We start from the raw sequence: 24,682 nt of genomic DNA on the forward strand, positions 1-24,682 counted from the left end.
CGATGGGCAAAATCACCCTCGGTTTGGCGAACTACATTGATGAAGCGGTGCTGACTGGCGGCGCCTGGATGGGCACCCTGCCGCTCTCGAATGTTCAGAATCGCCGCTTGTCGCGTGTGGCCAGGTCCGCGAACGCGCTGGCCGCATCGACCAAGTTCGACATCGCATTAAGCAAGGCACGGCGGGTGCGCTGCCTCGCGCTGATCGTGCATAACCTCTCTGTGTCATCGACGGTGCGCGTGTTGGCAGACGATGAGGCATCGTTTGCAACGCCTCTATACGACTCGGGCGCTGTGGCCATGTGGCCGTCCGGCACAATTTCTGATGATCTTCTCGAATGGGAAGACGACAACTTTTGGCTTGCCACCGTCTCGCAAGAGGCCGTCGCCGGCTATCAGGCACCGTTCATTCATTTGCTGCCTGCTGCAATCCCGGCCCGTTACTGGCGTGTCGAAATTAACGACACTGCAAACCCGGATGGCTGGGTGCATATCGGCCGGGTTTATATCGCAGACGCATGGACGCCGGACTACAACCTTGAATACGGAAACGACCTCAGCTTTGAGGACGTCAGCGCGGTCGAAACGTCGCTGGCCAGCGAAGAGTTTTTCGAGGCCCGCAGGAAGCGCCGCAAGTTCCGTTTCAACCTGCCCAGGTTGTCAATTAACGAAGGCTATCAGCAAGCGCTCGATCTGGAACGCCGTGCCGGCACGACCGGGGAAGTCCTGGTCGTTGCAGATCCCGATGATGTCCAGAACGGCGTGCGCCGCAACTTTTTGGGCCGTATCAGCGCGTTGTCCGGTCTGCAGCATGCTGCGCATAACGTCATGACGAAACGCTTTGAAATTGCGGAGGTGCTATGAGTGAGGTGTTTTTTGACCCGGCGGTGGGCGGGGATGGCTCGACGGTTTCAGACGATGGGAACCCCGCCACTGGGCTGGCAAATAGCGGGCACAGGACGCGGTTTGTGCCGGCGCTGGCTCAGATTGTGGCCGTAGCCGCACACGTTGTATTAAAGGCTCAACTTGCGGCTGACAAAGCCAGCGCTGCCGAGGGCTTTGCCTCTGACGCGTCCGGATTCAAAAACGCAGCAGAAGATGCTGCAACGCTGGCCGCCGAAATAAATGATGCGGTTGTCTTGCTTGCAGCCGCTGCTGAGAGTTCTGCAGCAGCGGCTGCGGCGTCTGCAGCGGCAGTTGATTTTCCAGCGCCATCGGTCGCCGCCCAAAATAAAGTCATCGCGGTAAACGCACTCGGACAGTGGGTTCTGAAGCTGCTCAGTGCGACGGACGTCGGTGCAGAGCCGACGATCAGCGCTGGAACAGCAAACGACTACATCGCGGGCAACAAGACTATTCGTGACTTTGGCGCGAACGTCCGGATGACGGTCTTGACGGGCCTATCAACGGCGAGTGCAGCAGCGATTACTGCAGTAGACAGTGCGTTGGCAGCGTTCGGCAAGCTACAGGCCCAGCTCAACGATAAGCAAACACAAATCAACGGCAAGCAAGCGGCGCTGGTGTCGGGGTCAAACATCAAGACCATTGGCGGGGTCAGTCCGCTGGGTGGGGGGAATATTGGGGTTCTGACATCGGATTTTGGGCATGGAAATGTTGGTAGCCTCGCGTTAATTTTGCGCAATGCGAGTACAGAAATTCCTGCCGGAACAGTTGTGTCATCTGCTGAGTATGCAGTTATCGGCGGTGGATATGCATCTCCAACATCCGGCGGCAGTGCTCCCGGCTCCTGGCGATTGCTGGGCAAGGCGCCAGCATTCAGCCCAAATCCGGTTGCTGTACTCGCACAAAGGATCGCATGATGGAAGTCATTGACGTAAAAAACTGCATTTGGGCCAGCCCAGCGCAAACCCTCATAAACTGTGATGTGTTATTTGATGGCTTCGGTGGATACATCCCGTTTTCTGCATCTCCCGACGACCCCGAGGCGCACGGTGTATCAATCTATAATCGCGCGCTGGATGGTGAATTTGGTCCGATTGGTCTCTATATCGCACCACAACTGACTGCGCCACAACTTGTTGATGCAGTAAATGCCCGCCGCGATTTGCTGGAAACCCAAGGTTTCCCGCATGCGGGTCTCTGGTTTCAATCTGATGAGAGGTCAGTCGCACGCATCAACTCGACAGCGCTGGCGGCAGTCAGCGCTTTGATGGGTGGCCAGAATCCAGCATTCCCGGATTGGATCGCGGCTGACAATACGCCTCTGCAGGTTAATGCTGCGGGCGTGCTGGCGCTACAGGCAAGCCTGACGGCGCATGCCGGCGCACTGCATGCCCACGCCCGCATCCTGAAAGCCGCGATTAACGCAGCGACATCAATTGATGAGTTGTCGATGATCGACATCGAGGCAGGCTGGCCGTGAGCAGTTGGCGCTACCGTATCGACCAGCCCTTCGTCCTTACATCCCGCTGGCTTGCCGGCGTTCGATACAACGGCGAGTGGGCACGAATCGAATCACAGACCATCGAGATCGCCACGGCATACGCTTGGGACGGCTGTTCGCCTGCCTACCGACTACCCGGCGGTATCTGGATCGGCCCATGGGATGGTCCGAGTGGGCGTGATGGCAAGCCGGTCACATGGCAAGCGACATTAGTTCACGATGCGCTATGTCAGTTTCGGCGGGATATCAGAGGGCTGACGAAGGGCGCTACAGTAGGTTTGTTCGGCGAGCAGTTACGTGCAGATTTGGCGCCGGAATGGATGTGCAGAACATACCCTGCAGCTGTCGATTTATTCGGCCCACAAGAGTGGTTTTGATGTGCAATTAAATTGCGCTATGAGCAACTTCCGGCTGTGCCAAATATCTTGCAACTTTGTGCCAAATATCGCGGCGCCTTACACACACCCGAGCGGCATCGCCGAACCAAGCGTGGCGGACGTGAAATTAACCGAGGTGCTCAAGACCGCTTTGAACACGGTCGACGTGATATTACTGGATCATTTCATTGTCGCCGGCCTTGCGACGCCTGTTTCACTGGTTGCACGCGGGATTGTCTAATCCTTACCGAGCAAACCACCCTGGCCCGGCCAAGCTGAAATCGATTGGCGACGCCCGGCCGGGCTCTTTGCAAACCGAAACGCTACGCTATACAATCAACCATGATTAAAAGCTTTCAGCACAAAGGGCTGCAAGCCTTATTCGAGACAGGCAGCAAGGCCGGCATCCAGCCGCATCACGCGGCCCGGTTGTCCCGCCAACTGATCCGGCTCGATATGGCAAAAGGCCCCGAATACATGAACATGCCCGGCTGGAAGTTTCACGGCCTGTTGGGCAATCTGGCCGGGCATTACTCAATCACGGCGAACGGTAACTGGCGCCTGACCTTCACCTTCGAAGATGGCGACGCCGTTCTGGTCGATTACCAGGACTATCACTGAGAGGTTGCAAATGAGCCGAATGTTCAATCCGCCACACCCTGGCGAAACGCTACGGGAAGACGTATTGCCCGCCTTGGGCCTGAATGTGACTGAGGCGGCCGCGCAGCTTGGCGTCACCCGCGCTGCGCTCTCCCGCGTACTCAATGGCCGCGCCGCCATCTCTCCGACAATGGCCCTGCGGATCGAAGGCTGGCTAGGCGTGGAAAACGGCGGCAGCGCCGATGCCTGGTTGGGGCAGCAAACCGCTTATGACTTGTGGCAGGCCAGGGAAGCCGGATTGCCAACCGTTCAACGCGCCGCCGTGCAGCAGGTTTCTGCTTAAATCTGCTGGCATATTCAGTGCTTCAGACAAACACCACTTCCAGAAAGGCACATCATGTCCATCAACTCCATTCTGAACACAGGCGCCCAAAGTCTTCAAGCAAGCATCAATCGCACTGCTATTGCGGGTAGCAGAATGAACGTTGAAGACAGCAACTTTGCCGGAGCAGTCGTCGGGATGGCCCAAAACGCCATCGAAAGCAAGGCCTCAGCAAATGTCATCAAGGTTGCTGATCAGGTTTTAGGGACACTGATCGACATCAGAGCCTGAATTTGCCGGCAAAAATTGCAGACAAGAACGCGCCACAAACGGTCTGCAAAATGACTTAAAAAAACAGATGCAAATAAACTCGCTTCACCACTGGAAACCTTTTTAAATTTACTTTACAATCTGCCCCCTTCCGGAGCCTGCCCAGGTGGCGGAATTGGTAGACGCACTAGTTTCAGGTACTAGCGGGTAACTCCGTGGGGGTTCGAGTCCCTTCCTGGGCACCAGGCAACAAAAGGAATAGAGCGGCAGTAGCTCAGTTGGTAGAGCGATACCTTGCCAAGGTATAGGTCGAGAGTTCGAGACTCTTCTGCCGCTCCAGTTGTACGATGCGTCCCTAGCTCAGCTGGTTAGAGCGCCACGTTGACATCGTGGAGGTCAGCGGTTCGATTCCGTTGGGACGCACCAAACAACTATCACCCGGAAAAACACAATCCCTTATCAAAGCGACTTGCCGCTCAGGCAGCAATTACCAGCGCTGAATCCGGTCGAACACTTGCGCGGCATGATCTTCGTGATCCGGATCACGGGCAGTCGACTTACCCTCCCCGCCAGCGGTTGCGCTTGAACTCTGCAACGATGAATATTGCACTTGGTGTGCCGCCTTGAGCATCATGATATCCAGCATGGATCGCTCGCAAAACCCGTGTGCAAGCTGCTGCTCCGGGCTCAACAATTTGCCGAGAAAAGTATCCATTTCCGGTTTGCCGAGATAACGCAATATCTCCTGGATCAATTGCGGATATTTCACTTCCAGCATCGCGGGATACATTTCTTCATCCAGATGAAGATAAGCGAGCAAGGTTTCCCGAACAGGCAAGGCCGGTTGCTCCTGAAGCATCGAAGCAGGTGCCGCAGCGGGATCATCGCAGACATGGTGCGACCGGATGCCACGAATCTCATTGAGCGCCTCTTCGGGAAAACCAAGGGCGTTGCCTTTTGGGGGTTGCAGCAGCCCGTCCAGATACTTTTCCATCTCTGGCTTACCCCAAAGCGCCACGATTCTTTGCAGAATATGGGGAAAGCGCTGCTCAAGAAAAGCAGGGTAACGCTCGGGTGCATCAGAAAACAGCTCAAGCATGGAGGCTCCGCTGCGACTGGTCTGATCAGGCATTGGGCACAAGACTCTCAAAGAGTGAATTGACGGCAGGAATGTCGCCAACCCGATCCAGAAAACAGCGGTATAGCATAATTGAATGCTATTTCAAAGCCAAGGTAGCAAACAGAAACCCACAATCCGATTGGCGGCCATTTCCGCCAGCCAAAATCGGCAGTGGTAGAATCGCCCCCGCCTCAAACACAAAGGCGGCTCACCCATTTGATGAGCCGCTTTTTATTGACTTTCGGATGCCCCACCATGTCGTTATCCCTGGACGACTTCGACTTCCCCCTGCCGCCTGAACTGATCGCCCAACACCCCGCCGCCGAGCGCACGGGTAGCAGGTTGTTGCATATTTGCGGTCAACAGCGTGTTGACCGCAAATTTACCGACTTGCCCGGCTTGTTGCGGGCGGGTGATCTGCTGATCTTCAACGATACCCGCGTCATCAAGGCGCGCTTCTTCGGCGTCAAGGAAACCGGCGGCCAAGTCGAGATCATGCTCGAACGCATCGTCGATGCGACGCATGCGATCTGCCAGATTCGCGCCAGCAAGGCACCGAAACCCGGCTGCCTGCTCAAACTGGCCGATGCCTTTACCGTCCGGATGAGCGGCCGCACCGGCACCGATGGCGATTTTTTTGCTTTGGAACTGGTTGACCGCAATAAACCGGGGGATGCTGACTTCTGGGCACTCTCCGAACGCTACGGCAAGCTGCCGTTGCCGCCCTACATCGAACATCCGGCCGAAGGCGCAGACGAAACCCGTTACCAGACGGTCTATGCCCGCGAACCGGGTGCCGTCGCCGCGCCGACTGCCGGCCTGCACTTCGACGAGGCCATGCTGGAAACACTGCGCGCCCAGGGAATCCATACTGCCTTCGTTACGCTGCACGTCGGGGCCGGCACGTACCGGCCGGTACGCGTCGAAAAAATCGCCGATCACCGCATGCACAGTGAGCGCTACGACATTCCGGCCAGCACCGCCGAAGCAATCGCCGCCACCCGAGCGGCCGGCGGTCGGGTAATCGCCGTCGGCACAACCAGCCTGCGCGCCCTGGAATCGGCAGGAAATCCGGACGGCACGGTAAATGCCGGACCGGCGGAAACGAATATTTTTATCACGCCGGGCTACCGCTTCAAGGTCGTCGACCGCCTGATCACCAATTTTCACCTGCCGAAATCGACGCTACTCATGCTCGTCTCGGCCTTCTCCGGCTACGACAACATGCGCGCCGCGTACACCCATGCCGTTGCCGAGCGCTATCGCTTTTTCAGCTACGGCGATGCCATGCTCCTGGAACGAGCCGAACAACAGACGGGACAAGACTCCGATGCAATTTGAACTCCACAAAACCGACGGCGCCGCCCGCCGCGGCACCGTGACCCTGGCCCACGGCCAGATACAGACCCCCGTCTTCATGCCGGTCGGCACCTATGGCACGGTCAAGGCGATGACGCCGCAAAGCCTGAACGACATTGGCGCCCAGATCTGCCTGGGCAACACCTTCCACCTGTGGCTGCGCCCGGGTCTGGAAGTCGTCGCCGCACACAAGGGCCTGCACGATTTCATGAACTGGCAGAAGCCGATCCTGACCGACTCGGGCGGTTTCCAGGTGTTCTCGCTGGGCGCCATGCGCAAGATCACCGAGGAAGGCGTCAAGTTCAGTTCGCCGCACGACGGTGCCAAGCTTTTCCTGACGCCGGAAATCTCGATGCAGATCCAGAAGGTCTTGAATTCCGACATCGTCATGATCTTCGACGAATGCACGCCCTACCCGGCCAGCCACGAGGAAGCCGCCAAGTCGATGCGGATGAGCATGCGCTGGGCGCAGCGTTCGCGCGACGAACACAACAAGCTGGAAAACAGCAACGCGCTGTTCGGCATCGTCCAGGGCGGCATGCATGAAGACCTGCGCGACGAATCGGTCGCCGGCCTGTGCGACATCGGCTTCGACGGCATGGCCATCGGTGGCTTGTCGGTCGGTGAGCCGAAGGAAGACATGGCGCGCATCCTGGCACACACCGCGCCCCAGTTGCCGACGCACAAACCGCGCTACCTGATGGGCGTCGGTACGCCGGAAGACCTGGTGTTTGCCGTCAAACACGGGATCGACATGTTCGACTGCGTGATGCCAACGCGCAACGCGCGCAACGGCCACCTGTTCACGCGTTTCGGCGACGTCAAGATCAAGAATGCCCGCTACAAAATGGATACCGGGCCACTCGACCCATCGTGCACCTGCTACACCTGCACACAGTTCACGCGCAGCTACCTGCATCACCTGTTCCGCAACGGCGAGATTCTGGGCGGCATGTTGAACACCATCCACAACCTGCATTTCTACCAGACAATCATGGGCGAGATGCGTGCGGCGATTGAATCGGAAAAACTGGAACAATGGTCAGCCGCCTTCGCGCACGACCGAACCTGCGGCCAGTGTTAGAATCGCCCGTTCTGAATTTTTCGCTGATTTTTTTGTTTCCCGGAGACACGTCCAATGATTAGCCTTGCCCACGCCCAGACCGCTGGCGCCGCCGACCCAACTGGTGGCTTCATGCAGATCCTGCCGATGATCCTGATGTTCGTCGTGCTGTGGTTCCTGATGATTCGCCCGCAAATGAAGAAGGCCAAGGAACACAAGGCGTTGATCGCCGCCCTGGCCAAGGGTGACGAAGTGGTCACCGGCGGCGGCATGGTCGGTCGTATCACCAAGGTCGACGAAGCTTACGTCACCGTGGAAATTGCTGCCGGTACCGAAGTCGTCGTGCAAAAACCTGCCATCGGCATGGTCCTGCCCAAGGGCACGCTGAAGTCGCTGTAATTCAATCCCAAAGGGCGGCTGCGGCCGCCCTTTTCGTTTTAAAGCTGCCATGAATCGTTACCCACTCTGGAAGTACGTCACCGTCGCCATCGCGCTGGTCTTCGGCTTCATCTACACCCTGCCCAATTTCTTTGGTGAATCGCCAGCCGTTCAGGTTTCCAGTGCCAAGGTCACGCTCAAGGTCGACGCCAGCACCCAGGCCCGCGTCGAAGAAGCCTTGCGAACAGCCAGCATCGTCCATGACGGCATCCAGCTTGACCCGGTCGGCGTCAAAGTTCGCCTGAAAGATACCGACACCCAGTTGAAAGCCAAGGACGCGATTGAGCGCGCCTTCAACCCGGACAGCAGCGATCCCAGATACGTCGTTGCCCTGAACCTGCTGAGTGCCTCGCCACAATGGCTGACCTCGCTCCATGCACTGCCCATGTACCTCGGTCTCGATCTGCGCGGCGGCGTACACTTCCTGCTGCAGGTGGACATGCCGGGCGCGCTGACCAAGCGTCTTGACTCGACCAGTGCCGATCTGCGCAGCCTGTTGCGCGACAAGAATCTGCGTCATGGCGGCATCAATCGTGACGGTGATCGCATCGTCATCAAATTCCGCGACGAAGAAACCCGCGTCGCCGCACGCAAGGTTCTGGCCGACAGCGCCACGGATCTGACACTGGCGGAAATCGGCCAAGGCGAAGACCTCCGCCTGATCGCCACACTGAAACCGGAAGCCGGCAAGAAAATCGCCGATTTCGCCATCAAGCAGAACATCAACACCCTGCACAACCGGATCAACGAACTCGGTGTGGCCGAACCGGTGATCCAGCAACAAGGCGCTGACCGCATCGTCGTCCAGTTGCCGGGCGTGCAGGATACCGCCAAGGCCAAGGACATTCTCGGTCGCACCGCGACGCTGGAAATCCGCATGGTCGACGACAGCCCGGGCGCCCTTGAGGCTGCCATGGCTGGTAATGCGCCCTTTGGTACCGAGGTTTACACCGAGCGCGGCGGTTCGCCCCTGCTGGTCAAGAAACAGGTAGTCCTGACCGGCGACCGGCTGACTGATGCCCAACCAGGTTTCGATGGCCAGACCAACGAAGCCGCCGTACATCTGACGCTGGATTCGGCTGGCGCCCGGATTTTCAAGGACATTACACGCGACAGCGTCGGCAAGCGCATGGCCATCCTGCTGATCGAAAAAGGCAAGGGCGAAGTCGTTACCGCGCCGGTCATCCGCACGGAAATCGGCGGCGGACGGGTGCAGATTTCGGGCCGCATGACGACCAGCGAAGCCAACGACGTCGCCTTGCTGCTGCGCGCCGGCTCGCTGGCTGCACCAATGGACATCATCGAGGAACGCACCATCGGCCCGTCGCTCGGCGCCGAAAATATCGAGCGCGGCTTCAAATCCACAATGTGGGGCTTTGTCGCCATCGCTGTGTTCATGATTGCCTACTATCAGGTGGTCGGCCTGATCTCGGTGATCGCACTGGCTTCCAACCTGTTGCTGCTGGTCGCCCTGCTCTCGCTGCTGCAAGCCACCCTGACACTGCCCGGCATTGCCGCCATCGCGCTGACGCTGGGCATGGCGATTGACGCCAACGTGCTGATCAACGAGCGTATCCGCGAGGAACTGCGCGCCGGCATGCCGCCACAGGCTGCGCTATCGGAAGGTTACGAGCGCGCCTTCGGCACCATTCTGGACTCCAACATCACCACGCTGATCGCCGGCTTGGCCCTGCTCATCTTCGGCTCCGGCCCGGTGCGCGGCTTCGCAGTCGTCCATTGCCTGGGCATCCTGACCTCGATCTTCTCGGCCGTCGTCGTTTCGCGCGCCATGATCAACCTGGTCTATGGCCGTCAGAAGAAACTGACCAAAATCGCTATCGGCAACGTCTGGAAAGCAGACGGCGCTTCGACTTCTGCGGTCGACGGCAAGAATTAAGGAAAAACGATCATGGAATTCTTCCGTATCAAGAAAGACATCCCCTTCATGCGCCATGCGCTGGTGTTCAACGTCATCTCGTTGATCACTTTCCTGGCGGCTGTTTTCTTCCTGGCGACCAAAGGTCTGCATCTGTCGGTGGAATTCACCGGCGGCACGCTGATTGAGGTCAATTACGCCCAAAGCGCCGATCTGGAAAAAATCCGCGGTGCCTTGGGCAAGAACGGTTTCCGCGACTACTCAGTGCAGAACTTCGGCTCGTCGCAAGACGTGATGATCCGCCTGCCCTTGCGCGATGCTCAGGAATCGGCCAAACAGGGGGAACAGGTGATGCAGGCGCTGGCCGCCGAAGCGCCGGGTGCCGAATTGCGCCGCGTCGAATATGTCGGTCCGCAAGTCGGCAAGGAACTCGCCGAGAACGGTGCGCTCGCGCTACTGGTCGTCATCATCGGCATCATGATTTACCTTGCCTTCCGCTTCGAATGGCGTTTCTCGGTATCGGCAATCATCGCCAACCTGCACGACGTGATCATCATCCTCGGCTTCTTCGCCGCCTTCCAGTGGGAATTCTCGCTGTCGGTGCTGGCAGCAGTACTCGCTGTGCTCGGTTACTCGGTCAACGAATCGGTCGTCGTCTTCGACCGCGTCCGGGAAACCTTCAAGCGGGTGCGCGGGCTAAGCACGCCACAGGTCCTCGACCACGCCATCACCAGCACCATTTCGCGCACCATCATCACCCACGGTTCGACCCAGGTCATGGTCCTGTCGATGTTGCTGTTCGGTGGCGAGACGCTGTACTACTTCTCGCTGGCCCTGACCATCGGCATCTGCTTCGGCATCTACTCCTCGGTGCTTGTCGCCAGCCCGCTGGTCATGTGGCTGGGCGTCTCGCGCGAACAGTTCATCAAGCCGAAGAAGGTTATTGCCGAAGGGGCCACCGACGACGGTGCCTGCGTCTGAGAATCGGCTAATAACTTTTGCCAAGGGCGTAGCGGGCAACGGCTACGCCCTTTTTACGTTTACGGGTAGCGCTGCGAAAAACCAGGAACAACACACGCCCCCAAGCCGGGAGCACAAAAAATCGCCCCGGAATCACTTCCGGGGCGCGAAGTTACTACAGAGAGAGACTGATGAAAAACGCTTGCTACACTCAGGCGTAGGTTGGCGCGAAGGCGGCTTCCGGGTTGGCAGCCGGGCCCTTGTCGGTCCAGTACGGTGAGAGCTTGCGCAACTGCGCAACAATCGGTGGTACCGCTTCGATCACTCGGTCCACTTCGGCTTCGGTGTTGTAGACCGACAGCGAAAAGCGGATGGTGCCGTGGGCGGCGGTGTAGGGAATGCCCATCGCGCGCATCACGTGCGACGGTTCGAGCGAGCCGGAGGTACAGGCGGAACCGGAACTGGCAGCGATGCCCATCTTGTTCAACAGCAGCAGGATGGCTTCGCCTTCGATGTATTCGAAAGCGATGTTGCTGGTGTTGGGCAGACGGTTGCTCACATCCCCGGTCGGGAAGCAGTGCGTGATCTGGCTCAGGATGCCCTGTTCCAGTTTGTCGCGCAGGCGCTTCACTTCGGTATTTTCCAGTTCCATTTTGTTCATGGCCAGTTCGCAAGCCATGCCGAGGCCGACGATAGACGCCGAATTCTCGGTACCGGCACGACGACCACGCTCCTGATGGCCACCGCGCAGCAGCGGCCGGAAACGACAGCCACGACGCAGGTAGAGGACGCCGATACCCTTCGGCGCATGCAGCTTGTGGCCGGACAGCGACAGCATGTCGATCTTGGTGTTTTTCAGGTCGATGGGAATCTTGCCGACGGCCTGCACCGCATCGGTATGGAACATGATGCCCTTGGCCGAAGCCAGCGCTGCCATTTCCTCGACCGGGAAAATGGTGCCGGTCTCGTTGTTGGCCCACATCACCGAAACCACCGCCACACGGTCATGCAGCAGCGATTTGTATTCGTCCATGTCGATGCGGCCCTTCTTGTCCACCTTCAGCTTGTGAACGATGTAGCCTTCCTTTTCCAGCCATTCGCACAGCGTCAGGATGGCCGGATGCTCGACATTGGTGGTGATCACCGTGTTGCGTTCCGGCTGCGCCTTCAGCGCCGACAGGATGGCGGTCGAGTCGGACTCGGTGCCGCAGGAGGTAAAGATGATTTCCGAGTCATGCTCGGCGCCGAGCAGCGCCTGTACCTGACTACGGGCCTTCTTCAACGCCTTGCCGACTTCACTACCAAAGGCATGAATCGACGAGGCGTTGCCGAAATGCTCGGTAAAGAAAGGAAGCATGGCCTCCACGACGGCGGGGTCGCAGCGCGTGGTGGCATTGTTGTCCAGATAGATCGGTTCCATGGCGCAGTCCTTTAAGGTCTCTGTTGGGATTGGGGACTTGGTTTTTATGCTTCAGCCGGCATGTGGGACGAGGGCAGCACCTGCACCAGCTCGCCAAGTGCTTCGATCATCTTCTGCTGGATGCCCCCCAGGGTGGCGGCTTCCATCATGCAACCGGAGCAGGCGCCCTTCAGGTGCACATAAATCTTCTTGCCTTGGACGTCGGCCAGTTCCACATCGCCGTGGTCGCGCTGCAGCATCGGACGAACCGAGGTAAGCACCTCTTCGATGAGCTTGATTTTTTCGACAATCGACAGCTTCTTGCTCGGCGGCTTCGGTGCTTCCGGAGTGGCCGGGCAAGCAGGCGGCGGCGACACTTCGCCGGGACCGGCACGGTCGGCCATGACCTTGGCCAGGATTTCCTCAATGCCTTCGTGGCAAGCAGCGCAACCGCCGCCGGCCTTGGTGTAGAAGGTGACTTCTTCAACCGTATTGAGGTTGTTGGCTTTGACCACGTCCTCGATCATCACGGCGTCGATGGCGAAGCACTTGCAGATCAGCGCGCCTTCTTCATGGTCGTCCGACCACTCTTCGCCACGGTAATTGGCGATGGCGGCTTGCAGGGCTTCGCGGCCCATCACCGAGCAGTGCATCTTTTCCGGCGGCAGACCGTCGAGGAAATCGGCGATGTCCTGGTTCGACACCTGGAGCGCTTCGTCCAGCGTCTTGCCCTTGACCATTTCGGTCAAGGCCGATGAGGAGGCGATGGCCGAGCCGCAACCGAAGGTCTGGAAATGCGCGTCGAGGATGATCTCGGTTTCCGGCTCGACCTTCAACATCAAGCGCAGCGCATCGCCGCACTGGATGGAACCGACATCACCAATACCGTTGGCTTCTTCGAGCGGGCCGGAGTTGCGCGGGTTGAAGAAATGTTCGCGAACCTTGTCAGAATATTCCCACATGATTTATGCCCTTAGACCGAGAACGAAGAGCCGCAGGAACACTGGGCGCTGGCGTTGGGGTTATCGAATTTGAAACCGGTATGGGTCAGCGTATCGACGAAATCGACGGTGACGTTATCGATCATCGGCATGGTCATCGGGTCAACCAGCAGCTTGACGCCTTCGATTTCCAGTTCCCAGTCATCCTCGGCCTTCTCGGCTTCGAGCTTCATGCCGTACTGCAGGCCGGAACAGCCGCCGCCGGAAATGACCAGGCGCAAGCCGGCAACCGGCGTTTCGGAACCACGGATAAAGCGTTGAACGGCTTTGACGGCGGCGGGGGTCAGATTGATCATGGCGATTCTCCCAGAGTAGATGGGCTATTCTTTGCAAGCCCTGTGCCATGCCAAAACAAACCGCTAAGCGTATGAATCTAATGAATTGTTGCAGCGCAACGTCTTGTCGCTTTTGCGACAATCACCCCAAAACGTGTTCGTAGGCCCGACGCAACAGGTTGCGCTCGACCTCGGTCAATGCCCGCGCTTCGGTCAGCGCGATGAAACGGCTCCCCGTCCGTTCAGCTGCAGAAAATGGGGGATCGATGCCGGCAAAAGCCGCAAGCAGCACTGGCACATCCCCTTCTGGGGTATCGACCCAGGCCTGGAAATCTGCCTCGGGCACGATGGCCCCCTCCGGCAGGCCCAGCTGGATTTCGGCTTCGCGTACCACGGCCGTCGGATGGAACTGGATGGTCGGTGAATAATCTTCGTCACGCAACGCGGCGAGCACTGGCAGCGGCTTGAAGGCAATGACACCGGAACTCAGGCACAGAAAGCGTACCCGACCGCTGGTCGCCTGCTTGTGCAGCAAGATCAATCTGGGCTGAAGCATCATTGGCTACCTGGCGTACTCGGCGATCACTGCGTCGCCGCGCAGTTGCTCCGGCGGTCCCCAGACCTGCACGGCCTCGACGTAGTACTCGGCCTTGGCCGGATGGGGCAACAACACCTGATATTCGGCAAAGATACGTCCATCGGGAAAGAAAGTGACGGTACCGTAGCGCTGACCACCACGCCAGGTACCCACCAGGCTGATCTCCTGCGAGAACGGATCAAGCGTCTCGACGAAACTCAGCCCGGCCCAGCAGGGTTCATCACCAATCGACAGGCCGAGCTTTTCCACCTGACGGCGCAAGGCGGCGCATACCGCCTCACCCTGCCCCGCCAGATCGGGAATTTCGCTCAGCGAACGCATCGTTCAGGCCGGCGCGTAGGTGTAGCAGTTCTTCGGACAAACCCGACCACAGGAACCGCAACCGATGCAATCCGAAGGATTGGACAGCGCCATCACCATCATGTTGTCGTCGTCATCGTCATTGTCGTCATCGAGTTCGCGCTCGACCAGATCGAGCACGTTACGCGGGCAGACCTTGTAGCAGCGGCCGCAGCCAATGCACTTGGACTGATCGAGTTCGGTAGCGAATTGCGGCGTCCATTCAGCGCCGCCACGGGTGAGGCCGGTAATCATGCAGGTTGTCCTTTCTGTGCTGCCGCCAGGCGGGCGCTGGCTTCGGCCCAGGCCTGGCAGGCGTCGTAGGTGGATTGGGAAAGCGCGGGAATCTCGTGGTAGCCCGCCGGCAGGCGATCTTCCACGAGGTCATGCATTTGCGACGCCCATTCCGAGGCGATACGCTTGAGTTTCTTGACCTCTTTGTCGAGGGCGGCCAGTTCTTCATCAGTCATGCTGCCCTCCGTCCTTACAGCCCGGCGACGGTCGGATACTGACCGATGCGTTCGAGGGCAATGCCGAGCAGCTTGTCGGCGTCATCCTTCATCTTGGACAGGCTGGGAAAGCCGAAGCGATGCACGTCACGCAGGGTCTTCTCGACAGCAACCAGCTTGCCAACGGTGATGATGGCGCGGCCGAAACCTTCGTGCGTCAGGTGCACCAGTGGCACGGCGAGCAGCTTGCATTCCTTCTCGATCAACACGGCAATCGCGTTGTAAAACGCCTTGACGCGCGAGATGGTCTCGTCGTCCGGATCGCCGATCAACGGAATGTTGGCCTTCCGCTCCTTGGTCAGGATGTAGGGGTCGAGAATTTTTTCGACAGTCCAGCCGGCGTAGGTGCCATAGGTATCCAGCGCGCGCATCTGGCGGGCCATTTCCTTGACGAAGTCGGTTTCGAAGATGGGATCAGTGCTCATGGTGGAACTCCTGTTGGGAAACTTGGGTTTGACTGGATAAAGGAATCAGTTGCGGCACCGGCATCAAGCCGGGCATCAAACCGATAACGAGACGGGCAATGGCGAGGGCGCCAATAAAACCGAGTACGGCCCCGAGGGCAGTAGCCTGATCACTGCCATTGAAAGCAGCACCCAACCAGGCGCCAATCAGCATGGCGATGGCGGGAAAGAGATAACCGAGCAAGGCGGATAAAGTGAGGCGGCTTTCCGGCAGCGCAATGCTGACCTGATCACCCGCCTTGATATCGGCGCTGACCGGCAGCGTCAGCAAAGTGGCCGGCCGACCGGCTGCCATCTTGCCGATGCCGCAACTGCTGCCCTGACCGCAGGACGAACAGCCACTGGTTTCCATTGCGACGATGGCCATGCCATCGCTTACCTGCTGCACGATGCCGCGATGTTCCACCATCGAGGTCTTGCTGATCGACGCGTTCATCCTTCCCACCCCTCTTCTTCCATGGTGGCGAAACGATCCCCGGCGATCTGCTTGTTCTGTACAGCAACCGCCCGATCGATCCAGGCGACGCCGCCTTCGCTCATGGCGCGGGAAATTTCACCCAGCAGCTCGTCGACCGCATCAATTTCGTTCACCCGGATCGGCTGGATGCCCTTGGCCATCAATTTTTTGATCGCCGACGCGCCGATGGCCATGACATAGACCGCCGCACAGCCTTCAAGAAAATCGACCTTGGCGGCCAGCTTGTCTTCATTGCCATCCATCGCCTCTTCGGCGAATTCAGCCACGCCGACCAGCGTTGCCCTTTCAGGCGTCACTTCGTAGATCACGAAGCCTTCGGCAGCGCCAAAGTGCTGATTGACGCGAGTCCGATCGGTGGAGGCGAAGGCGACCTTGATCACAGCCTGTGGCGCCTGCTTAATGGACCAGACCAGCTGCAGTCGACGCGATGACATGGTGTTCTCGGGCGTGCTCACCTTTGTTTGACTCATTTCGTGATTCGTCCCAGTAGATTGATCGATAGGGTTCGAGTTCATGGTGTTGGCTCAGCATAAGGTTGGCGAGATCGAACAAGGTCTGCCGCGATCCGCGGTAGCCCACCCAGGTGCGGGCGTAACCGCCCACGTAGTCGTACTGCGGAAAGCCGGCCCGAAACAAGGGCAAGCCCAAACGGCGCGCTGTTTCAACGGCATGGGAATTGGCGATGACCAGTTGGGCATCGGCAGCCCGGGCAGCAATTTCCAGATCTTCCAGATCGCCGACGATGACTTTTTCAATGGCCAGCCCGGCCAGACTTTCGTGCCGATGCGGGCTGACGGCACTGACGATCTCCGCCCCCATACCGAGCAGGAAACGCGTCTGCATGCCAAGCAGATCGGGATCGGCGGCCAGCGCGACACGGGCAAAACCGGTCATGAAATGACTGTCGACCATCGCATCCTGCAACTGGGCGCGCTGGCGCTCGATCTTTTCCGGCACCGGCTTGCCGGAAATCTCGGCCAGCGCCTGGGTAAAGGCATCGCAATCGTCCAGCCCCATCAAGCCTTCAAAACGGTAATCCGGCACCCCGGTCCGCGTCTTCAGAAGGTTCGCGGCCTTGTACAGCGACGGGCCGACCACCAATGTTGCGGTCGACTCGCCCATGATCTCGATTTCCGAACGCGGCGTACCGCCGATGGTCAGCGCGGAATATTCGGCCTCGACCAGATGCCCATCCAGCGAATCGGCAATATCCGGCACGACGACCGGACGCAGGCCGAAAATCTCGATCCATTCCTTGATCGCCTCGATATCGCCCGGCGTCAGCATCGCCGACGCCAGCACATTCACCTGCTTCGGCCGCTTGCCGGCGCACTGGCTTTCCGGCACCAAGGTTTCGATCAGGGACTCGATGGCCAGCGCATAACCGCTTTCCAGGCAACCAACGTAATCCGGCGTATTGACCGGCACCACGGCCACATGGGCAAACTCGGGAAACGCCGCCCGGAACTCGCGCACCGAACGATGAATGTCCGTGCCCTGCGTTTCCGACAAGCCGGTAGTCACCAGGCCGATCACGTCCGGCTGGCTTTTTTCCGACAAGGTGCGCAAGGCCTCGATGATGTTTTCATCGGCGCCCATGATGGTCGACACCTGATCCATCGCCGTCGTCTGCAACGGAATCGGCTCACGGAAATGGCGCACGAAGAACACCTTGCCGAACGCCGTGCACCCTTGCGAACCATGCATCAGCGGCAAGCTGCGATTCAGCCCGAGAAAAGCCAGCGAAGCACCAATAGTCTGGCTGACCTTGAGCGGATTAACCGCCAGCGCCTTCTTGGAATGGATGATTTCGGCCATTTGGACATCGCCTCATTGAGATTGCACACATATCAGCAAGGAACGAGCCAGAACAAATAATGTTTAATAACAAAAACTTAACAAGACATGGCGTGTGTCATTAATCCGACAAAAGACCACCGCACGGAACAATCCAACATAGAATCCCTGTCACCAAGCATATTTACGAAGCCGCCAAAAATGACCGAACAAAGCATCTACATCCGTAACGAAACCGCTGCCGATATCGCCGCCATCGGCGCGATCACCAGTGCAGCCTTTGCGCCACTGGAAATCAGCAACCATACCGAGCAATTCATTGTTGAAGCGCTGCGGGCTGCCGGGGTTTTGAGCATATCGCTGGTTGCCGAGGTCGATGGCGAGGTGGTCGGGCATGTGGCCTTTTCGCCAGTCGACATTTCCGATAGCAGCACAGGCTGGTATGGACTTGGCCCGGTGTCGGTAAGACCGGACTGCCAGCGCCGGGGCATCGGCAAGGCACTGATAGAGGAAGGTCTGGCACGCTTGCGCGCATTAGGCGCAGCCGGCTGTTGCCTGGTCGGGCACCCGGACTACTATCGAAAATTCGGTTTCGACAACGCCCCCGGCCTGATGGTCGAGGGCGTGCCTGCCGAATTCGTTTTTGCACTGTCGTTCGTCGATGGCTTGCCGCGAGGCACCGTCACCTTCCATGAAGGCTTTGGCGCGACCGGTAACTAAGACACCCCCGATCAAGCCGCCAGCACCGCCCCCGAAACACCCTTGGCCCACGGTGCCGGCTTGCGCACGGCCGCCCAGACCGGGCTTTCCATCGACAATGCCAGCTGGCGGGCAAGTTCAGTCATGCCGTCATAGCCGGCATAACCGAATTCGCGTTCCTGATTGATGTCTAGGAAGGGAATGCGGGCCTTCAGCGCGGTGTAGAGATTGCGGCCACCGGCGATCAGGATGTCGGCCTTGTATTCGTGGTAGGTCGATAGCAAGGCTTTGGGGCTGCCGTCGTCGATCATTTTGGTGTCTTCGCCCATCAACTCGCGGATACGTGCCTTGTCTTCCTCGGTCGACTTCTTGGTGCCGGTGGCGACGACCTTCATGCCGAGATCCTGCAGCGCCGAGACGATGGACCACGACTTGACGCCGCCGGTGTACAGCAGCACGCGCTTGTCCTTCAGGCGGGCACGCCAGGGTTCGAGCGCAGCATGCGCCTTGGCTTCCTCGCGGGCGATGACGACTTCGGTACGGGCGATCAGGTCGGGGTCGCCGATCAGGCGGGCGAAATCGCGCAGCGCGTTGGAAACGTCCTGCACGCCGTAGAAACTGCCTTCAAAGAAGGGTTGACCGTAGGAATCCTGCATTTTGCGCGCTACGTTGAGCAGCGCCTTGGCGCAGACGACCATGTTCACCTTGGCGCGATGCATCGTTTGCACTTCGTGGAAGCGGGCATCGCCGGACAGCGTGCACAGGATGCGCAGGCCGAGTTCGTCGAACAGCGGTGCGACATGCCAGAACTCGCCGGCGATGTTGTATTCGCCGATCAGGTTAACGTCGTAAGTCGGCAGGCCATCGGCACGCGGCTTGGCCGGGGCCGGCTCTGCGGTGCCGATGACGTGCTTGAACATGGCTTCGCCGGCCAGCCGGTTGCCGAGATTCTTGGTGCCGTAGAAACCGGCGGCGTCGACCGGCACGACTGGCACGCCCCAGCGTTCGGTCGCCGCCTTGCAGACGGCTTCCACGTCATCGCCGATCAGCGCGGTAACGCAGGTGTTGTAGATGAATACGGCTTTCGGCGCATAGCTGTCGATGGCCTGCTTGATCGCATGGAACAGGCGTTTTTCGCCGCGTCCCATGACCACGTCGGTTTCCGACAGGTCGGTGGTCATGCCGATCTTGTACAGCGTGACGCCGCTCGAGCGCGTGCCGCGGTTGTCCCACGACGACCCGGCGCAGGCAATCGGCCCGTGCACGATATGGGCGACGTCGGCGATGGGCAACAAGGCAATCTGCGCGCCGTCGAACGAGCAACCGCCGGCCGTGGCACCCGGTTTGGGCTTGGCGCAACCGGACTTTTCCTTGGTGTTGTGGCTACAGGCTGGCTCGTCGAGCAGGGCCTGGATTTCGCTGGCTTTCATGCGCTTCTCCCGTGGTCTGCTGCCTATTCAGCAAAATGGGTGCCATCACACAACAAGCTGTTTTAATTGAATTTTTGCAAATTCCCGCTTGTAGCATTCACGACAAACCAAGACTTGCCATCGCTACGCGAACTACTCGTCGTCCTCGGTATCCTTGCGCGGCACGGTGGCCGGATCGCAAATGATTCCCCGATAGATTTCGACCCGATCACCCGGCTTCAAGACCACATCCGGCTTGACCAGTTTGCCGAACACACCGATCTTTTGCGCAGCCAGATCGATGTGCGGAAACTGTTGCAGGATGCCGGAACGCTCAATCGCCTCTTGTGCGGTCGACGCATCGGGAACTTCAATATTCAGCCAGATTTGCTGGCCCGGTTCGGAATAAGCAACACCGATCTGCATGTCCAGTCTCCTCAGGCCGCCGCAGGGGCCGTGTTTGCTGCAGCCGCGTCGCGCTCGGCCAGCTTGCGATCAAGAATCCGCTTGCCGGCCAGCAGGAAGCCCAGCACGGCAAAAGCACCGGGTGGCAGGATCATCAACAAGGCCCCGCCGTAGCCGCTGATTTTGACTTCCAGGAAAGCGAACGATGGCCCCAGCAACTGCGAGGCCTGGGCAAACAAGGTGCCCGCCCCCAGGAACTCACGGATCAGCCCGATCACGACCAGCGCCCCGGTGAACCCCAACCCCATCGCCACGCCATCCACCGCACTGGCGACAACGCCGTTCTTCACGGCGAAAGCTTCAGCCCGCCCGAGGATGGCGCAATTGACCACAATCAGCGCGATAAACAGCCCCAGCACCTTGTACAGTTCATGCATCCAGGCATTGATCACCATATCGACAATCGTCACCAGCGTGGCGATCAAGACGACAAACACCGGAATCCGCACCTGCGAACTGACGGTATGGCGAATCATCGACACCAGAATATTGGCGATGACCAGCACGGCGGTTGAAGCCAGGCCCATGCCCAGGCCGTTGGTGCCACTGGTCGTCACCGCCATGGTCGGACACAGCGCCAGCATCTGGGCAAAGACGACGTTCTGCTCCCACAGGCCTTCTTTCATCAACTTGCCGTAGTTTTCGCTCATTGCCATCTCCTAGCCGGTGATATCGTTCTTGCGGGCAGCAAAGAAGCTCAGCCCGCCTTTGACTGCCTTGACCACGGCACGCGGCGTGATGGTCGCCCCGGCAAACTGGTCAAAAACCCCGTTATCCTTCTTCACCGCCCATTTATCCTCGGTCGGGTCGGTCAGCGACTTGCCATTGAAATCGAGCACCCAGTCATCCTTTTTGGCCTCGATCTTGTCGCCCAGGCCCGGCGTTTCGGTGTGTTTCAGCACCCGCACGCCCAAGGTCCGGCCATCCATGTCGACCGCCATCAACACCTGGATTTCACCCGAGTAGCCGCGCTCAGCCACCTTGAACAAGGCCGCCTTGATTTCGCCGGCCTGCCGGGCGCGATACACCGTGATGGTTTTGCCGCCTTGTTCGAGGTCGACCGTATCTTTCAGGAAATCGTTGTCGGCCATGCCGGCCGGCAGCACTTCAGACAGGGAATCGCGCAAATCCTTGGCTTCGGCGGCGGCAATGGCAGGGCTGGTCGCATCGGAAACCACCGCCAGGGCGGCACTGGCGAGCAAGGCAACGACGCCGAGCAGCAGCGGTTGGTAGCCGATTTTTTCGCGCAGGGTATCGAGGTTCATGTCAGGCTTTCTCCGGAATATCCAAGGGCCGGCCCTTGCGGTCGCGACCGAGTACCCGCGGTTTGACGAAGCGGTCAATGACCGGGGTCAGTGCATTCATCAGCAGCACCGCGAAGGCCATACCTTCCGGGTAGCCCCCCACACTGCGGATGACCCAGGTCAGGAAACCGATGCCCAGGCCGAAAATGATCTGGCCTGCCGTGGTATTCGGCGAAGTCACGTAATCGGTGGCGATGAAGAAGGCGCCGAGCATCAAGGCACCGGACAGCAGATGTGCCTCAACCGACAGGAAATGCGCCGGATTGACCCCGTGCGCTATGGCAGCCGGAATCGCCACACCAGCCAGCACGGCCAGCGGGGCATGCCAGGTGATGACGCGGGTTGCCATCAGGTAAAGACCGCCGGCCAGAATCAGCAACGCGGCCGACTCACCGAAACTGCCACCGCGCATACCCATCCAGGACATCAAGGGCGCGCCGCTCAAGGCTTGCGCCAGATCGACACCGCGCGACAACTCGGTCTTGGCATGGCCGAGCAAGGTGGCGCTGGTCATCGCATCGGGCACCGGCAGGCTGGTCAGGAAGATACGCAGGCTGGCCACGAAATCCGGGGCCACGGCGCCGGACAGAGGCAATGGCGTGATCCACAAGGTCAGCGGCAGCGGGAAGGAAACCAGCAAGGCAACACGCGCCACCATCGCCGGGTTGAAAACGTTCTGCCCGATACCGCCAAACACCTGCTTGCCGATCACGATGGCGATAAAACCACCGAGTACCGCAACCCACCAGGGCGCCCAGGGCGGCAAGGTCATTGCCAGCAGCCAGCCGGTCAGTACGGCGGAACCGTCGAGCAGCGTCGGCCGAATGCGGGTCACACCGCCCAGCTTGAGCGACATGGCCTCGAAGCCGACGCAGGACAGGATAGTCAGCAGCCACAGGAAGAACGACGGCCAGCCGTACAGCCAGAAGCCGTACAAGGTCGCCGGCAGCAGCGCGACCTGGACCCGGAACATCGTCCGGCTGACCGAATTGCCACCATGCGCATGCGGCGAGGCAACGGTTTGCATCGTCAGCGATGCCGCGTTTTCTGCGGGTTTCATGCCGCTTCTCCCTGAGTTTGTCCCTGCGTTTGTCCCTGGGTTTGCCCCGATGCTTCAGCCGCTGCCTTGGCGGCCGCTGCAGCCTCCCGCTCCGCCTTGCGCTTGGCGGCGGCTTCTGCCTTTTCACGGGCTTCACGGGCCAGACGATCCTGGCGTTGCTGCGCCAGCTTCTTGGTGGCGTCGTTGCGCAACTTGGCCCGCCCCTGCGCCGCCAGTTCCCCCTTGGCATGCACGAAATACTGGACCAGCGGAATCTTCGAGGGGCAGACGTAAGCACAGCAACCGCAGGCGATACAGTCCTTGAGCCCGAGGCCGATGGCTTCGTCGTAGGCCTCGACGCGAATGCGGGCGCTCATTTCCAGCGGCAACAAACCCATCGGGCAAGCCTTGACGCAACTGCCGCAACGGATACACGGATCCGGTGCCTGCGCCGCCACTTCCGCCGCATCGAAAGCCAGAATGCCGCTGGTGCCCTTGACCACCGGCACGCGCCAGTGCGGAATCTGCATGCCCATCATCGGCCCGCCCATGACGCGCCGCGCCAAGCCCAGGCCCTCGCCCTTCAGGCCACCGGCAAAGGCGATGACCTCCTCGGCCAGCGTCCCGATGCGCACTTCGATATTGCCGGGATTGGCCATGCATTGGCCGTTGACCGTAACAAGGCGTGAAATCAGCGGTTTGCCTTCGCGAATGGCCGCCCGTACCGCCAGGGCAGTACCGACGTTATGTACGAGAACGCCGATATCGAAAGCCAGACCGTCGGCCGGCACTTCTTTTCCGGTCAACGCCTGGATCAGCTGCTTTTCCGAACCCATCGGATAGCGGGCCGGCACCGGACAGATTTCAACATTGCTGAAACTGGCGGCCGCCGCACGCATCGCCGCAATGGCTTCCGGCTTGTTGTCCTCGATACCGACCAGCGCCTTGGCGGCCCCGGTAGCGTGCAGCATGATGCGGATACCATCGACGATGCCGGCCGCGCTGTCACGCATTTGACGGTCATCGCACGACAAATACGGCTCGCACTCGCCACCGTTCATGACCAGGGTCGTCACGCTGGAGCGCTTGGCGCCACTCAGTTTGACCGCCGCCGGAAACGCCGCGCCGCCCAGGCCAACCACACCGGCCGCCGCCACCCGCTTGCCGATATCGGCCGGGTCCAGCGCGAACGGATCGGCACAGGCATTCAACTCGGTCCATTCATCCAGACCATCGGGTTCGATGATGATGGCCGGCAAGCTCAGACCGGATGGATGCGGCGCCGTGATTTCCGTCACCGCGACAATGGTGCCGGAAGTCGGCGCATGGATCGGCGCCGAGACCGCGCCTTGCGCTTCGGCGATCAATTCGCCCTTTTTCACCTGCTGACCAACCAGCACGGCCGGACGGGCCGGCCCGCCAAGATGCTGCTGCAATGGCAGGTAAAGTCGCGCCGGTAGCGGCATCACGCGCACCGGCTGATCGGCCGCCGGGCGTTTGTGATCTTCCGGATGCACACCCCAGTCGTTGCCGAAGAGATGCTTGAAGTGCTTCATGAATCCCATATTGTCCTCACTCGGCAATGGTTCAGGCAGTCAGGGGTCGAGGCATGACCCAGTGCTGCAAGGTAATCGGGACCGGCTTCATCACCAGCGCCTCGGTCGGGCATTTCTCGATGCAACTCGAACACCCCGTACAGGCTTCGCGGAAGACGTTGTGCACCTGCTTGGCGGCGCCGATGATGGCGTCGGTCGGGCAAACCTTGCTGCAACGGCAGCAGCCGATGCACAGCTCTTCCGAAACGACAGCGATCTTCGGGCCGTCATCGCCGAGCGCCGACAGATCGACGGTCAGCCCCAGGCGGGCAGCAATCGCCGAGGCCAGGGCTTTGCCGCCCGGCGGGCAGCAGGTTGGCGCTGCACTACCGTCGACAATCGCTTCGGCGGCACCGGCACAACCGGGGAAACCGCATTGGCCGCAGTTGGAACCCGGCATCATGGCGAGAACTTCTTCGACCACCGGATTGCCCTCGACCTGCAGGAACTTGTTGGCGACGCCGAGGATGATGCCAAGCACGGCACCAAGCACGGTCAAGCTGAGGATGGCTGCAATCATTTG

General features: G+C 59.6%; 32 protein-coding genes and 3 tRNA genes. 16 read left to right on the forward strand and 19 right to left on the reverse strand.

Annotation, left to right across the window (positions count from 1 at the left end):
* Positions 1-2 precede the first annotated feature (2 nt).
* From RCI20_RS07340 to RCI20_RS07385, 10 genes are all read left to right on the forward strand, one after another.
* On the forward strand, positions 3-863 hold the full coding sequence (locus tag RCI20_RS07340; RefSeq protein ID WP_306603940.1) for a hypothetical protein: 861 nt from the start codon (positions 3-5) through the stop codon (positions 861-863).
* Complete coding sequence (locus RCI20_RS07345) at positions 860-1,819, forward strand: hypothetical protein (protein ID WP_306603943.1); 960 nt, start codon at positions 860-862, stop codon at positions 1,817-1,819. The genes RCI20_RS07340 and RCI20_RS07345 overlap by 4 nt, the downstream gene beginning before the upstream one ends.
* Complete coding sequence (locus tag RCI20_RS07350; protein WP_306603945.1) at positions 1,816-2,382, forward strand: DUF4376 domain-containing protein; 567 nt, start codon at positions 1,816-1,818, stop codon at positions 2,380-2,382. The genes RCI20_RS07345 and RCI20_RS07350 overlap by 4 nt, the downstream gene beginning before the upstream one ends.
* A gap of 318 nt (positions 2,383-2,700) precedes the next feature.
* A complete protein-coding gene (locus RCI20_RS07355; protein ID WP_306603947.1) occupies positions 2,701-3,021 on the forward strand; it encodes a JAB domain-containing protein in 321 nt (106 codons plus the stop codon).
* Positions 3,022-3,122: 101 nt separating this feature from the next.
* Entirely contained in the window at positions 3,123-3,401 is a 279-nt protein-coding gene (locus tag RCI20_RS07360) for a type II toxin-antitoxin system RelE/ParE family toxin (protein WP_306603949.1), read from the forward strand.
* A gap of 10 nt (positions 3,402-3,411) precedes the next feature.
* Entirely contained in the window at positions 3,412-3,723 is a 312-nt protein-coding gene (locus RCI20_RS07365) for a HigA family addiction module antitoxin (RefSeq protein WP_306603952.1), read from the forward strand.
* 54 nt (positions 3,724-3,777) lie between these two features.
* Positions 3,778-3,993: a hypothetical protein gene (locus RCI20_RS07370; protein WP_306603954.1), complete on the forward strand. Its 216-nt coding sequence runs from the start codon at positions 3,778-3,780 to the stop codon at positions 3,991-3,993.
* A 139-nt stretch (positions 3,994-4,132) separates the two neighbouring features.
* Positions 4,133-4,217: transfer RNA gene (locus tag RCI20_RS07375), tRNA-Leu, on the forward strand.
* An 18-nt stretch (positions 4,218-4,235) separates the two neighbouring features.
* Positions 4,236-4,311, forward strand: a tRNA-Gly gene (locus tag RCI20_RS07380).
* 10 nt (positions 4,312-4,321) lie between these two features.
* Positions 4,322-4,398 (forward strand) — tRNA-Val (locus tag RCI20_RS07385).
* 61 nt (positions 4,399-4,459) lie between these two features.
* Here the strand turns inward: RCI20_RS07385 and RCI20_RS07390 are convergent.
* Positions 4,460-5,071, reverse strand: a complete 612-nt coding sequence (locus RCI20_RS07390; RefSeq protein ID WP_306603956.1) for a hypothetical protein — start codon at positions 5,069-5,071, stop codon at positions 4,460-4,462.
* A 276-nt stretch (positions 5,072-5,347) separates the two neighbouring features.
* On the opposite strand from RCI20_RS07390, the gene queA reads away from it, so the two are divergent.
* From queA to secF, 5 genes are read left to right on the forward strand one after another with little or no spacing between them, the layout of a single operon-like run.
* Positions 5,348-6,433 (forward strand): tRNA preQ1(34) S-adenosylmethionine ribosyltransferase-isomerase QueA, encoded by a 1,086-nt coding sequence (gene queA / locus RCI20_RS07395; protein WP_306603958.1) that lies wholly within the window; start codon positions 5,348-5,350, stop codon positions 6,431-6,433.
* Positions 6,423-7,535, forward strand: a complete 1,113-nt coding sequence (gene tgt / locus RCI20_RS07400) for a tRNA guanosine(34) transglycosylase Tgt (protein ID WP_306603960.1) — start codon at positions 6,423-6,425, stop codon at positions 7,533-7,535. The genes queA and tgt overlap by 11 nt, the downstream gene beginning before the upstream one ends.
* A 54-nt stretch (positions 7,536-7,589) precedes the next feature.
* On the forward strand, positions 7,590-7,913 hold the full coding sequence (yajC, locus tag RCI20_RS07405; RefSeq protein ID WP_306603963.1) for a preprotein translocase subunit YajC: 324 nt from the start codon (positions 7,590-7,592) through the stop codon (positions 7,911-7,913).
* 49 nt (positions 7,914-7,962) lie between these two features.
* On the forward strand, positions 7,963-9,849 hold the full coding sequence (secD, locus tag RCI20_RS07410; RefSeq protein WP_306603965.1) for a protein translocase subunit SecD: 1,887 nt from the start codon (positions 7,963-7,965) through the stop codon (positions 9,847-9,849).
* Between the two features lie 12 nt (positions 9,850-9,861).
* On the forward strand, positions 9,862-10,809 hold the full coding sequence (secF, locus tag RCI20_RS07415; RefSeq protein ID WP_306603967.1) for a protein translocase subunit SecF: 948 nt from the start codon (positions 9,862-9,864) through the stop codon (positions 10,807-10,809).
* Between the two features lie 190 nt (positions 10,810-10,999).
* Here secF and nifS read toward each other — a convergent pair whose 3' ends face one another.
* From nifS to nifN, 11 genes are all read right to left on the reverse strand, one after another.
* Entirely contained in the window at positions 11,000-12,208 is a 1,209-nt protein-coding gene (gene nifS / locus RCI20_RS07420; RefSeq protein WP_306603969.1) for a cysteine desulfurase NifS, read from the reverse strand.
* A gap of 44 nt (positions 12,209-12,252) precedes the next feature.
* Positions 12,253-13,149 carry a Fe-S cluster assembly protein NifU gene (nifU, locus tag RCI20_RS07425; RefSeq protein ID WP_306603971.1) on the reverse strand — a complete coding sequence of 299 codons (897 nt, stop codon included), beginning with the start codon at positions 13,147-13,149 and terminating at the stop codon, positions 12,253-12,255.
* An 11-nt stretch (positions 13,150-13,160) separates the two neighbouring features.
* On the reverse strand, positions 13,161-13,484 hold the full coding sequence (locus RCI20_RS07430) for an iron-sulfur cluster assembly accessory protein (RefSeq protein WP_306603972.1): 324 nt from the start codon (positions 13,482-13,484) through the stop codon (positions 13,161-13,163).
* 121 nt (positions 13,485-13,605) lie between these two features.
* Positions 13,606-14,022: a hypothetical protein gene (locus RCI20_RS07435; protein WP_306603974.1), complete on the reverse strand. Its 417-nt coding sequence runs from the start codon at positions 14,020-14,022 to the stop codon at positions 13,606-13,608.
* 3 nt (positions 14,023-14,025) lie between these two features.
* On the reverse strand, positions 14,026-14,382 hold the full coding sequence (locus RCI20_RS07440; protein WP_306603976.1) for a hypothetical protein: 357 nt from the start codon (positions 14,380-14,382) through the stop codon (positions 14,026-14,028).
* Positions 14,383-14,385: 3 nt separating this feature from the next.
* Positions 14,386-14,655: a ferredoxin III, nif-specific gene (fdxB, locus tag RCI20_RS07445; RefSeq protein WP_306603979.1), complete on the reverse strand. Its 270-nt coding sequence runs from the start codon at positions 14,653-14,655 to the stop codon at positions 14,386-14,388.
* Positions 14,652-14,870 carry a CCE_0567 family metalloprotein gene (locus tag RCI20_RS07450; RefSeq protein ID WP_306603981.1) on the reverse strand — a complete coding sequence of 73 codons (219 nt, stop codon included), beginning with the start codon at positions 14,868-14,870 and terminating at the stop codon, positions 14,652-14,654. Before RCI20_RS07450 ends, fdxB begins: the two co-directional genes overlap by 4 nt.
* Positions 14,871-14,884: 14 nt before the next feature.
* Complete coding sequence (locus RCI20_RS07455) at positions 14,885-15,334, reverse strand: NifX-associated nitrogen fixation protein (protein ID WP_306603983.1); 450 nt, start codon at positions 15,332-15,334, stop codon at positions 14,885-14,887.
* Positions 15,324-15,809 (reverse strand): SoxR reducing system RseC family protein, encoded by a 486-nt coding sequence (locus tag RCI20_RS07460; protein WP_306603985.1) that lies wholly within the window; start codon positions 15,807-15,809, stop codon positions 15,324-15,326. The genes RCI20_RS07455 and RCI20_RS07460 overlap by 11 nt, the downstream gene beginning before the upstream one ends.
* Positions 15,806-16,285, reverse strand: coding sequence for a NifB/NifX family molybdenum-iron cluster-binding protein (locus tag RCI20_RS07465; protein ID WP_306603987.1), 480 nt, complete (start codon positions 16,283-16,285; stop codon positions 15,806-15,808). Before RCI20_RS07465 ends, RCI20_RS07460 begins: the two co-directional genes overlap by 4 nt.
* The gene (gene nifN, locus RCI20_RS07470) at positions 16,248-17,669 is read right to left on the reverse strand and encodes a nitrogenase iron-molybdenum cofactor biosynthesis protein NifN (protein WP_306603988.1); all 1,422 of its coding nucleotides are present in this window, start codon (positions 17,667-17,669) and stop codon (positions 16,248-16,250) included. Before nifN ends, RCI20_RS07465 begins: the two co-directional genes overlap by 38 nt.
* Positions 17,670-17,849: 180 nt before the next feature.
* On the opposite strand from nifN, the gene RCI20_RS07475 reads away from it, so the two are divergent.
* Positions 17,850-18,368, forward strand: coding sequence for a GNAT family N-acetyltransferase (locus RCI20_RS07475; protein WP_306603990.1), 519 nt, complete (start codon positions 17,850-17,852; stop codon positions 18,366-18,368).
* Positions 18,369-18,379: 11 nt separating this feature from the next.
* On the opposite strand, the gene nifE is transcribed toward RCI20_RS07475, so the two are convergent.
* The 7 genes from nifE to RCI20_RS07510 form a co-directional block, all read right to left on the reverse strand.
* On the reverse strand, positions 18,380-19,777 hold the full coding sequence (gene nifE / locus RCI20_RS07480) for a nitrogenase iron-molybdenum cofactor biosynthesis protein NifE (protein ID WP_306603992.1): 1,398 nt from the start codon (positions 19,775-19,777) through the stop codon (positions 18,380-18,382).
* Between the two features lie 132 nt (positions 19,778-19,909).
* Entirely contained in the window at positions 19,910-20,182 is a 273-nt protein-coding gene (locus RCI20_RS07485) for an RnfH family protein (protein ID WP_306603994.1), read from the reverse strand.
* An 11-nt stretch (positions 20,183-20,193) separates the two neighbouring features.
* Entirely contained in the window at positions 20,194-20,871 is a 678-nt protein-coding gene (locus RCI20_RS07490; RefSeq protein ID WP_306603996.1) for an electron transport complex subunit E, read from the reverse strand.
* A gap of 9 nt (positions 20,872-20,880) precedes the next feature.
* Positions 20,881-21,486 (reverse strand): electron transport complex subunit RsxG, encoded by a 606-nt coding sequence (gene rsxG / locus RCI20_RS07495; RefSeq protein WP_306603998.1) that lies wholly within the window; start codon positions 21,484-21,486, stop codon positions 20,881-20,883.
* 1 nt (position 21,487) lies between these two features.
* Positions 21,488-22,585, reverse strand: a complete 1,098-nt coding sequence (locus RCI20_RS07500) for an RnfABCDGE type electron transport complex subunit D (RefSeq protein WP_306604000.1) — start codon at positions 22,583-22,585, stop codon at positions 21,488-21,490.
* On the reverse strand, positions 22,582-24,120 hold the full coding sequence (gene rsxC, locus RCI20_RS07505; protein ID WP_306604003.1) for an electron transport complex subunit RsxC: 1,539 nt from the start codon (positions 24,118-24,120) through the stop codon (positions 22,582-22,584). Before rsxC ends, RCI20_RS07500 begins: the two co-directional genes overlap by 4 nt.
* Positions 24,121-24,151: 31 nt before the next feature.
* On the reverse strand, positions 24,152-24,679 hold the full coding sequence (locus tag RCI20_RS07510) for an RnfABCDGE type electron transport complex subunit B (RefSeq protein WP_306604005.1): 528 nt from the start codon (positions 24,677-24,679) through the stop codon (positions 24,152-24,154).
* Positions 24,680-24,682 lie beyond the last annotated feature (3 nt).

Source organism: Azonexus sp. (assembly GCF_030824335.1).
Taxonomy (GTDB): Bacteria; Pseudomonadota; Gammaproteobacteria; order Burkholderiales; family Rhodocyclaceae; genus Azonexus.